General features: G+C 70.7%; 9 protein-coding genes. 5 read left to right on the top strand and 4 right to left on the bottom strand.

What is annotated here, in order from left to right:
* Positions 1–421, bottom strand: a 421-nt coding sequence (locus ACIHCM_RS12580; protein WP_399893358.1) for a 2-oxoacid:acceptor oxidoreductase family protein, incomplete at its 3' end; no start/stop codon positions are given.
* Between the two features lie 327 nt (positions 422–748).
* Between ACIHCM_RS12580 and ACIHCM_RS12575 the strand changes: the two genes are divergently transcribed.
* Positions 749–1,630, top strand: coding sequence for an LLM class flavin-dependent oxidoreductase (locus tag ACIHCM_RS12575; protein WP_399893417.1), 882 nt, complete (start codon positions 749–751; stop codon positions 1,628–1,630).
* 109 nt (positions 1,631–1,739) lie between these two features.
* Here the strand turns inward: ACIHCM_RS12575 and ACIHCM_RS12570 are convergent, their stop codons facing one another.
* On the bottom strand, positions 1,740–3,362 hold the full coding sequence (locus ACIHCM_RS12570) for an FAD-binding oxidoreductase (protein WP_399893414.1): 1,623 nt from the start codon (positions 3,360–3,362) through the stop codon (positions 1,740–1,742).
* Between the two features lie 212 nt (positions 3,363–3,574).
* Here ACIHCM_RS12570 and ACIHCM_RS12565 point away from each other — a divergent pair, with 212 nt between their 5' ends.
* From ACIHCM_RS12565 to ACIHCM_RS12550, 4 genes are all read left to right on the top strand, one after another.
* Entirely contained in the window at positions 3,575–4,552 is a 978-nt protein-coding gene (locus ACIHCM_RS12565; RefSeq protein ID WP_399893355.1) for an NADPH:quinone reductase, read from the top strand.
* A gap of 111 nt (positions 4,553–4,663) precedes the next feature.
* Positions 4,664–5,200, top strand: a complete 537-nt coding sequence (locus tag ACIHCM_RS12560) for an SRPBCC family protein (protein ID WP_399893352.1) — start codon at positions 4,664–4,666, stop codon at positions 5,198–5,200.
* 31 nt (positions 5,201–5,231) lie between these two features.
* Positions 5,232–6,791, top strand: a complete 1,560-nt coding sequence (locus ACIHCM_RS12555) for a class I adenylate-forming enzyme family protein (RefSeq protein ID WP_399893349.1) — start codon at positions 5,232–5,234, stop codon at positions 6,789–6,791.
* Positions 6,792–6,893: 102 nt separating this feature from the next.
* Positions 6,894–7,832, top strand: coding sequence for an oxygenase MpaB family protein (locus ACIHCM_RS12550; protein ID WP_399893346.1), 939 nt, complete (start codon positions 6,894–6,896; stop codon positions 7,830–7,832).
* Between the two features lie 87 nt (positions 7,833–7,919).
* On the opposite strand, the gene ACIHCM_RS12545 is transcribed toward ACIHCM_RS12550, so the two are convergent.
* Together ACIHCM_RS12545 and ACIHCM_RS12540 are read right to left on the bottom strand one after the other, a co-directional pair.
* Positions 7,920–8,912 (bottom strand): Gfo/Idh/MocA family protein, encoded by a 993-nt coding sequence (locus ACIHCM_RS12545; RefSeq protein WP_399893343.1) that lies wholly within the window; start codon positions 8,910–8,912, stop codon positions 7,920–7,922.
* The gene (locus ACIHCM_RS12540) at positions 8,909–9,487 is read right to left on the bottom strand and encodes a dTDP-4-dehydrorhamnose 3,5-epimerase family protein (protein ID WP_399893340.1); all 579 of its coding nucleotides are present in this window, start codon (positions 9,485–9,487) and stop codon (positions 8,909–8,911) included. The genes ACIHCM_RS12545 and ACIHCM_RS12540 overlap by 4 nt, the downstream gene beginning before the upstream one ends.
* Between the last annotated feature and the right edge of the window lie 21 nt (positions 9,488–9,508).

The raw sequence follows: 9,508 nt of genomic DNA, 5'->3' as shown, positions 1-9,508 counted from the left end.
CCTCCAGCGGATTGGTGTCGTACCCGACCTTCTGCATCGCCCGCTTGGTGAACTCGTCCGTGTTGACGATGACCTCCGCACCCCGCGGCAGATCACCCACGTTCGCCTTCAACGCCGCCGGATTCATCGCGACCAGCACGTTCGGCGCGTCACCCGGCGTGAGGATGTCATGATCGGCGAAGTGCAGCTGGAACGACGACACACCCGGCAACGTCCCGGCAGGAGCCCGGATCTCCGCCGGGAAGTTCGGCAACGTCGACAAGTCGTTGCCGAACGACGCGGTCTCCGAGGTGAAACGGTCACCGGTGAGCTGCATACCGTCACCCGAGTCCCCCGCGAACCTGATGATCACCCGGTCCAGACGCGTGACCGCTTTTCGTCCCTTGCCGAGATCGCCGGCTTCCTTGGCTGCAACAGTCATGTCGTAGTGACTCCAGAGTCGTCCTGACCACGAGCACGCGCCGGGCAACGCCGCGCTTCAGGTACTGACGCCCCGGCAGCTGCCGTAACAACAGCACGAGTTGAACCGAACCGCCTGCGCCGGGCAAGGCCTGCTCCCGGGCTTCGTCAGGTGTCGGCCGAACTGACATAGTGCGATCACGGGCCCCGGGTTCCGGCCCCCCGCGTCGCTACGCTGCAACGGCCATTGCCGCGTGGCGGTCCGTCCGGGGCGGTGGCACGCTCCCATCTGTCGCGCGACACGGAGGATGTCTTGCCAGCGATCAAAGTCGGCATTTCCCTGCCCACCATGGCCGATCTGGCGCCGAAAGGCTTCCCAGGTATGGCGGCCGGTGCCCGGCACGTCGAACAGACCGGTCTTGATTCCGTGTCTGTGTCCGACTTCGTCATGGGGAACGGCACACCGGCCCTGGAGGCGACCGTCGCGCTCTCGGCCGCGGCGGCCGTCACCGAGCGGGTGGAGCTGCGGTTCGCCCTCATGGTGCTGCCCCTGCGCAACGTCGCCTGGACCGCCGCCCAGATCGGCACGTTGCAGCACCTGTCCGGCAACCGCGTCGTCCTCGGCGTCGGGTCGGGCGGAGCCCCCGGGACCCCGTTCTGGCAAGCCGTCGGCGCCGTCCCGGAAGGCCGGAACGCACGGCTCGTGAGCTCCCTGGAGCTGCTGCCGAAGCTGCTGGCCGGCGAGGAGACCACCCTGCCGGACGTGCCGGGCGGTCCCACCCTGACGCTGGCGCCTGCCGTACCCGCGCCCCCGGTGCTGATCGGCGGCAACTCCGACGGCGCGATCCGGCGCGCCGCGCTGTACGCGGACGGCTGGCTGCCGTCCATGGCGCCGGCGGCGACGGTGGCCCGTGGGACCGCGCGGCTGCGTGAGATCGCCGAGGAGGCGGGACGGCCCGCGCCGAGCACCACGGTGTGGCTGCACGCCGGGCTCGGGGACGAGGAGTCGGTGCGCACGGCGCGCGCCGCGTTCGAGCGCAGCCTCGTGGACATGTACGGGCTGTCGCCCGAGGAGGCACCGCTGGTCCCGATCGGCGGCACCCCCAAGGAGGCGGCGGAGCGGTTCGCCGCGTACGCCGAGGCCGGCGCCGACCACCTCGATCTCGTGGTCGACGGCGGCGACTGGCAGCGTCAGGTGGAGCTGATCGCCGAGGCACGCGCGCTGCTGTGAGGGACCGGCTCCGCCTCGCCGCCGGACTCGTGCGGCGGCGAGGCGGAGGCGGACGGAAGCGGGCTGTGCGACCGTCCCGGTCGCACAGCCCGCTTCCGTGTCGGCGGCTCTACCTGCCCGGCAGTTCGACGGACTGCCGGTGGTGGAAGACGTTGCGCGGGTCCCAGGCCGCCTTGACCTTCTGGAGCCGGGCGTAGTTCTCCCCGTAGTAGAGCTGGTGCCAGGGCGTGCTGGACTTGTTGAACTCGGGGTTGCTCAGGTCCGAGTCCGGATAGTTGATGTAGCAGCCGTCGGTGACCTTGTTGGGCACGGGCACACCGCCGGTGTCGGCGTACACGTCACGGTAGATGTCGCGCAGCCAGGCGATGTTCGCCTCGTCCTGGTCGGCCTTGTGCCAGTAGGTCTCGTAGAACATCAGCAGGTGCGCGTCGCGGTGCGGTGCCGGGGTCGCGGTGGGGCTCAGTTCGTTGATCCGGCCGCCCGCGGAGGCCAGCACGATGTAGCTGTAGGTGTTGTTGTAGTCGGTGCGCGTCAGGTGCTTGTAGAGCGCGTCGATCTGGCGCTGCGGGAAGACGTCCTTGACGAACGCCGACTTGTGGAAGGTGCGCAGGTTCGGGTTGTTGAGGGTCTCACCGCCGGTCGTGCTGTACGTGGTGGCCTTCATGAACGGCAGGTTCTGGGAGTCGTGCCAGTTCGGCTCGGCGCCCATGGCGTCGCTGAGGAACTTGACGAAGTCGTCCATCCGCTTCTGGGCGCCGGGCTTGTCGGCGTCGATCTGCGCCACCATGAAGAGGGTCCCCGCGGAGACGTGGTTCAGGAACAGCCAGTGCCCGAGGTCCAGGTACTTCGAGTCGAGGGAGGCGTTGGCCTTCGACCACTGGCTGTACTTGCGCAGCAGGTTGGTGAAGCCCGCCTCGGTGATCTGCTCCCAGGGCCAGGTGACCTGGGTGTAGATGACCCTGGACGGCGGCCTGGGCAGCAGTTGCCCCGGATCGGCGCCCTTGGCGCCCCGGCTGCGCAGCCAGTACTTGGTGACGATCCCGAAGTTGCCTCCGCCGCCGCCCGCCAGGGCCCACAGCAGGTCGCGGTTGGGGTCGTCCGGCTCCCTGGTGGCCACGACCGCCTTGACCCGGCCCTTGCGGTCGACCGTGACGACCTCGGCGGCGTACACGTGGTCGATGACGATGCCGTGCGACCGCGACAGGACGCCGTAGCCGCCGCCGGCGAAGTGGCCGCCCGCGCCGACGCTGTGGCAGCCGCCGCCGGGAATGGTCACTCCCCAGCCGTTGTGCAGCGTCTCGTAGATGTCGAGCAGGGTGGCGCCGGGCTCGACGTAGAAGGCGCGCCGCTCCTCGTCGTAGCCGACCCGGTTCATCAGCCGCAGGTCGGCGATGATCTGGGCTTCCTTGTTGAAGACGAAGTCCTCGAAGCAGTGCCCACCGCTGCGCACCACGATCCGCTTGTCGGCCTCGACGGCCTCCCGCACCACCTGGACGACCTGGCGCGTGGTTGCGGGCAGCCGCACGGCCTCGGGGGTGCCGACGAGGCGGGCGTTCATGCCCGACACCATGTCGACGTACCGGGGGTCGCCGGGCCTGACGGTGGGGATGGCGCCGGCCGTGGCTGCGGGGGCCGCGTGCGCGGCGGGCGTTGCCGTTCCGAGTGCGGCGACGGTCCCGGAGGCGGCCGCGGCGGCACCCGCTCCGACGATGAACCGTCGCCTGTTCAACATACTCACATGCAGCTCCATTCGGCGCGCGTCCGGTCTGGGTTCCAAGGCGGCCTCAGCGTGCCCCGGGCGCGGCGCAGCCGACACGGGAGTCCCCCGTCTATGTCAAGTACCGCTGTGAACCGTCACGTTGAGGTGATCCGGCGCCGGTCCAGGTGACACACTGTGGGGGCGTTGCCCACGCCGGGGGTCGTGGCCTGCGGCAGGATCGGGACATGCTTGCCGCCTATATCGAACAATTCGGCCCGCCGGATGCGATCCGGTACGGCGAACTGCCCCCGCTCCGGACCGGAACGGCCGACGTCCTCGTCGACGTGGAGGTCAGCGCGGTCAACCACGTGGACACCTTTGTGCGTTCGGGTGCCTGGCGCACCGACGTGCCGCTGCCGTTCGTCGTGGGACGCGACCTCGTCGGTACCGTGGCCGCGACCGGACCGGCTGCCGTGGGCTTCTCCCCCGGCGACAGGGTGTGGTGCAACAGCCTCGGGCATGCCGGACGCCAGGGCGCCGCGGCCGAGCAGGCACTGGTGACCGCCGACCGGCTGTACCGGTTGCCCGACGGTGTGGCGGCGGCCGACGCCGTGGCCGTGGCCCATCCGGCGGCGACGGCGTACCTCGCACTGTTCACGCACGGCCGGCTCCGGGTGGGCGAGACGGTGGTCGTCGTGGGTGCGGGCGGCAACGTGGGCAGCGCCCTGGTGCTCATGGCGGCGCGCGCCGGTGCCCGGGTCGTCGCGGTGGCGGGCCGGGACAGCGCCGCGCGAGTACGGGCGCTGGGCGCCGAGGCCTTCGTCGACTACCGGGACGACCGGGTGGCCGAGCGCATCCGTGCGGCGGCGCCCTCGGGCGTCGACATGTACGTCGACACCTCCGCGCGCAACGACCTGGCGACCGCGGTGGACCTGCTGGCGAGACGGGGCAGGATCGTGCTGCTCTCGGGGCTCGAGACGTGCCCGTCGCTGCCCGCGGGCCGCCTGTACGTGAAGGACTGCTCGATCGTCGGCTTCGCCATCTCGCAGGCCTCGGCCGACGAACTGGCCGAGGCGGCCCGGCACATCGGCCGTCTCCTCGCGGACGGTTCGCTGCGTCCGCCCGCCGTGCACGCGCTGCCGTTGAGTGCCGCTGCCGAGGCGCACCGCCTCGTCGAGGAGGGCAAGGCGCGGGGAAAGGTCGTCCTGCACCGCGAGGGGTAGGAGCCGGTGACGCGACGCGGCCCGCGGGCGGTGAACCGGTGCGCCGTGAACCTGACTAATCCTGCGGCAGTCGTCTGACGGCCTGTGCGGGATACTGCGACGCTCTCTCGCATGACTTCCATCATCGAGAAAAGCCCGCTGTTCGAACTGAGCGCCGACATCCATGTCGAGGCGACCGCGGAAGAGATCTACGACGTGGTGAGCGATCTGCGCCGCAGCGGCGAATGGAGCCCGGAGTGCCAGGGCGGTGAATGGATTTCCGGAGAGCCCGCGACGGTCGGCGCGGTCTTTCGCGGGGAGAATCTGCGCAGCGAGGACGTCGTCGCCTGGGCGCCTCTGGTCCGTGGCACCTGGTACACGGACGCGCGGGTGGTGGCTGCCGAGCCGGGTCGTTCGTTCCGCTGGATGATGCTGTCGCACGCGGGCGCCGACCAGGAAAGCGTCTGGGGCTTCGGTATCGAGCCGGCCGGCCGCGGGGCCGTGCTGACCCATCACTTCCGTATGGGCACGGCCACGGCGGGAATCCACAAGATCGTCGCGGACCTCGACGAGACCGAACGCGTGAAGTTCGTCGAGGAGTGGACCTCGAAACTGGCGCAGGACCTCGACGCCACACTCCAGCGCATCAAGAAGGTCATCGAATCCTGACCGCTGTTCTTCTTCGACCCAGAGGATCCGCATGTTTCTGCAGCGCATAGCGAACAAGGGAATACGCCTGGGCACACTGTTCGACCGGGCGGCAGCGAAGCATCCGGCGAGCCCACTGATTCTCGACCACGAACTGGACATCGCGCCGGAGCGCGGAAGGCGCCTGACGCTGACCGAGGTCGCGGCGCTCGTGGACGACTTCGCGTCCCGGCTGTGGGCGGCGGGCGTCCGCACCGGCGAACGCGTCGTCATCCACAAGACCAACGGCTTCGACATCACCCTGCTCGCCTGCTCGACGGCCCGCATCGGCGCGGTGCCGGTGCTGCTGTCCCCGAAGCTCGACGGGGCGACGGTGGCCGAGCTGCTGCGCCGGGTGGACATGCCCTTCCTGGTGACCGATCAGGCCAAGCTCGACCACGATCTGCCGGCGGAGGTCTCCGGGCTGACCCGCAAGCTGCTCCTGACGTCCGGCAGCCACGAGGGCGCCATCGAGCTGGCGTCGCTCGCCAGCAGCCCGCGGACGGCACCGGCGCGGATGTCGCCGGACCATCCGACGCTGATCACGCACACGTCCGGCACCACGGGCGTGCCGAAGCTGGCCGTGCACACCGGCCGCACCTTCCAGGCCCGCTACCGCCCGCAGGGCACGGTCGCCCGGCTGGTCGGCGCGAACGAACCCGTGGCGATCCATGTGTCGTTCGTGCACTCGCGCATGTTCACGGCACTGCCCATCGCGGTGCTCCAGGGGCACCCGGTTCTCATCCTGCGCGACGACGACCCGCGGACGGTGGGTGAGTTGTTCGGCCAGGTGCCGCCCGGTCTCATCGAGGCACACCCCAACACCTTCATGCGCTGGGAGGAACTGGCCGAGGACCCCCGGGCGCCGCTGGCGAAGGTCAAGTACTTCAGTTCCACCTTCGACGCCATCCACCCGCGCACGGTGCACCGCCTGCTGAACGCCTCGCGCAGGAGCGGCGCCACCTTCATCCAGATGTACGGGCAGAGCGAGGTGGGACCCATCGCCGGCCGCACCTACAGCCCGCGGCGCGGCGCGGAGGCCGAGGGCCGCTGTGTGGGCCGGCCGTTCCCCGGGATGACGGCGGTGCGCGTGGTGAGCCGTGACGGCAAGGCGCCCACCAAGTCCTCCCCCGGGTTCATCGAGGTCAAGAGCGACGGCCGGATCGTCACCTACCTCGGGGAGCACGGGCGCTGGGAGAAGCAGGTCAACGACGACTGGTGGCGTATGGGCGACGTGGGCTACCGGACGAAGTGGGGCTGCCTGCACCTGCTGGACCGGGAGGTTGACGAGATCCCGGGCATCGACAGCACGCTGGAGATCGAGGACAAGCTGTTCGGCAGGCTGCCCGAGCTGACCGAGGCGATCATCGTGCCGGGCCCGGACGGACGACCGGTGCCGGTGGTGGCGACGCGGGACGACCGGCCGCTCGATCCGGTGGCGTGGAAGTCCGCGGTCGCCGATCTGCCGGCGCTGGCCGAGCCGGTGCAGTGGCGGCTGGAGGACCTGCCCCAGACGGCCACCACCAAGATCAAACGCCTGGAGCTGCAGAAGCATCTGCAGGGCCAGGGCTGACCGGCGGCGGTCCCGGCGAGCCCGGCGGGACCGCCGCCGTCCGGCGGACCGAGCGTCAGCGGCCCGCAATCCAAGGTGACCGGTGAGAGGAGAGGCCGCGGCATGGCCACGGACAGCAACAGGCGTTATGCCCGACTCCGGGAGATCCAGGGCATGGACGTCAAGGAGGAGTACAGCCGCATCTGGTGGCTCGACATGGGCTACGAGTTCCCGTGGGACTTCGGCGTCGCCGGAGCGCTGGCGTTCTGCAACAGCGTCGCGCCGCCGCACATGGCCGCGCTTCTCGTACGGACCGGGGAGCTGACCCAGAACACGCAGCGGCGCATGGAGCACTTCGCGCTGATCAGCCTGGAGATGGTGCGGCGCGGGTTCAAGGACGAGCGTGGCCGGGCGGCGGCCCGGCAGATGAACCGCATCCACAAGAACGCGGTCCGGCACATCAGTGACGAGAAGCAGCAGTGGAGCATCAGCAACGACGAGTACCTGTTCGTCCTCGCCACGAGCATGCTGATACAGATCCGCTGGGTGGACCGCTACGGTTGGCGGCCGCTGAGCGACCAGGAGCGGACCGCGGCCTATCTGCACATGCGGGAGCAGGGCGAGCTCATGGGCCTGAAGGACATTCCGGGCTCGTACGAGGACTTCGCCCGGTTCCACGACGCGTACGTGGAGCAGCACTTCGCGTACTCGCCGGAGGCGGTGACGCTGTGGCAGGTGCTGCGGAACACGGTCATCGAGCCATTGGCGGGATGGCTTCCGAAGCGGCTCCAGCCGCTGGGCCGCAAGGTGGCGGCGGCGGCGCTGCCCGCGCTGCTGACACCGCACATGCGAAGGGCGTTCGGGGTGGCCGAGCCCTCACGGCTGCTGCGGGTCGCGGTGCACACCGCGCTCAAGGTGCGGGCGGCGTACGTACGCCGGCAGGCACCGCGTGAGGAGGCCGCGTACCCGGATCCGCTGCCGACGCCCAGCTTCCCCACGGGTGACTACCGCATCGAGGAGCTGGGCCCCGATCACACGGTCGGCACGCACACCGTACGCTGAGGCGCGAGGACGCGACCCGCACGGTGGTGTCCACGGCTGAGCGGCACCCGGTCCCGAGGACCGGGTGCCGCTCAGCCGTGCGGGGGGTCAGTCGCGGAACGCCGGGGCCGGGGCGGCGGAGCGCACGATCTCGCGCAACAGCTTCGCCTGGTCCAGCGTGGCCTGCTCGACCTCGGGCGGGACGCCGTGGCGGTGCACCGCTTCGGCGAAGGCCGCCACGGTGTTCGCCACTTGGTCCTCGCGGTCGAGTGTCAGCTCCCGGGCGCCGGTCCGGTCGTGCAGCCGCACCACGGGAACGTGATCGGCGGCCGGTGTGAAGGCCATGTCGAGGGTCAGCCGGCCGGTGCTGCCGCTCACCTCGTAGGTGCTGCGGTAGCCGTGGTCGAGGCCGTAGGAGAGGTGGACGCAGGCACCGTCGCCGGCGCGGCGCAGCAGGGCGGCTCCGGCGGTGTCGACGCCGAACCCGGGTGCCGCCGTGGCGACGGCGCCCACGACGGTCAGGTCGGCGCCGAGGAGGTGCTGCGCGGCGCGCACCGGGTACACGCCGGTGTCCCACAGGGCTCCGCCACCGAGCTCCGGGCGGTAGCGGATGTCGTCCAGGGGGCGCCGGGGCACCGTGAACGTCGCCTGGAAGGAGCGCGGTTCACCGATGGCGCCGTCCTCGACCAGCCGGCGCACGCGCGCGTGCTGGCCGTGATGGACGAACATCACGTTCTCCATCAGGGCCAGGCCTCGGGCGTGCGCCAGCGCGTACAGCTCCGCGGTCACCTCCGGATCCGTGGTCAGTGGCTTCTCGGCGAGCACGTGCTTGCCGGCCCGCAGCGCCGCCTCGGCCCACCGGGCGTGCAGGGCGGCCGGCAAGGGGATGTAGACCGCGTCCACGTCCCCGTCCTCGATCAGACGGGCGTAGCCGGGCAGCGCCCGCGCCCCGTAGGGGCCGGCCGTGGCCGCGCCGCGGCCGGGGTCCCGGGAGGCGATCGCGGCGACCTCGAAGGCCGGGGAGCGGGCGAAGGCGGGCAGCATCCGGCGGCGCGCGATCTCCGCGCACCCGAGGACTCCGACGCGGATGGCTTCCGTCACGGTTTCTCCTCGTTCCAGCGTGGCAGCACCCCCGCGGCCAGAGTCCGTGCGAGGCCGGCCGCGGCCTTGTCCTTCGGTGACATCAGGGGCTTGTCGGTGATGTCCCAGGGGAGGGCGAGTTCGGGGTCGAAGGGGTCGATGTCGATCTGGGTGCCCGGCGCGTACACGGTCGACATGACGTAACAGATACAGGTGTCGTCGGCGAGTGTCAGAAAGCCGTGGCCGACGCCCTCGGGGATGTAGAGGGCGCGGCCCGAGGACGCGTCGAGGGTGCACACGTGGTGCTGCCCGAAGGTGGGCGAGCCGACGCGCAGGTCGACGATGATGTCGCGCAGCGCGCCGCGTACGCAGCTGACGTACTTGGCCTGCCCGGGCGGGACGGCCACCGTGTGGATGCCGCGCAGGGTGTTGCCGCGGGACACGGAGTAGCTGATCTGCCGGGGCACGAACGGCTCGCCCAGCACCTTCTCCAGCTTGTCGGCGCGCATGCCTTCCCAGAAGGCGCCGCGCTCGTCCGGCAGTTGCTCGGGGGTCACCAGGTACGCCCCGGGGATCGCCGTCGCGGCGATACGCACCGTGTTCTCCTCTCACCTCGC

The sequence above is a fragment of the Streptomyces sp. NPDC052023 genome (genome assembly GCF_044548465.1).
In the GTDB taxonomy this organism is placed as follows: Bacteria; Actinomycetota; Actinomycetes; order Streptomycetales; family Streptomycetaceae; genus Streptomyces.
Note: the sequence above shows the minus strand (reverse complement) of the source record. Positions and strands in the feature narration are given on the sequence as shown.

Coding starts and splice junctions, on each gene's coding strand:
- ACIHCM_RS12575 (WP_399893417.1), top strand. CDS start 749: ATGGCCGATCTGGCGCCGAAAGGCTTCCCAGGTATGGCGGCCGGTGCC.
- ACIHCM_RS12570 (WP_399893414.1), bottom strand. CDS start 3,362: ATGTTGAACAGGCGACGGTTCATCGTCGGAGCGGGTGCCGCCGCGGCC.
- ACIHCM_RS12565 (WP_399893355.1), top strand. CDS start 3,575: ATGCTTGCCGCCTATATCGAACAATTCGGCCCGCCGGATGCGATCCGG.
- ACIHCM_RS12560 (WP_399893352.1), top strand. CDS start 4,664: ATGACTTCCATCATCGAGAAAAGCCCGCTGTTCGAACTGAGCGCCGAC.
- ACIHCM_RS12555 (WP_399893349.1), top strand. CDS start 5,232: ATGTTTCTGCAGCGCATAGCGAACAAGGGAATACGCCTGGGCACACTG.
- ACIHCM_RS12550 (WP_399893346.1), top strand. CDS start 6,894: ATGGCCACGGACAGCAACAGGCGTTATGCCCGACTCCGGGAGATCCAG.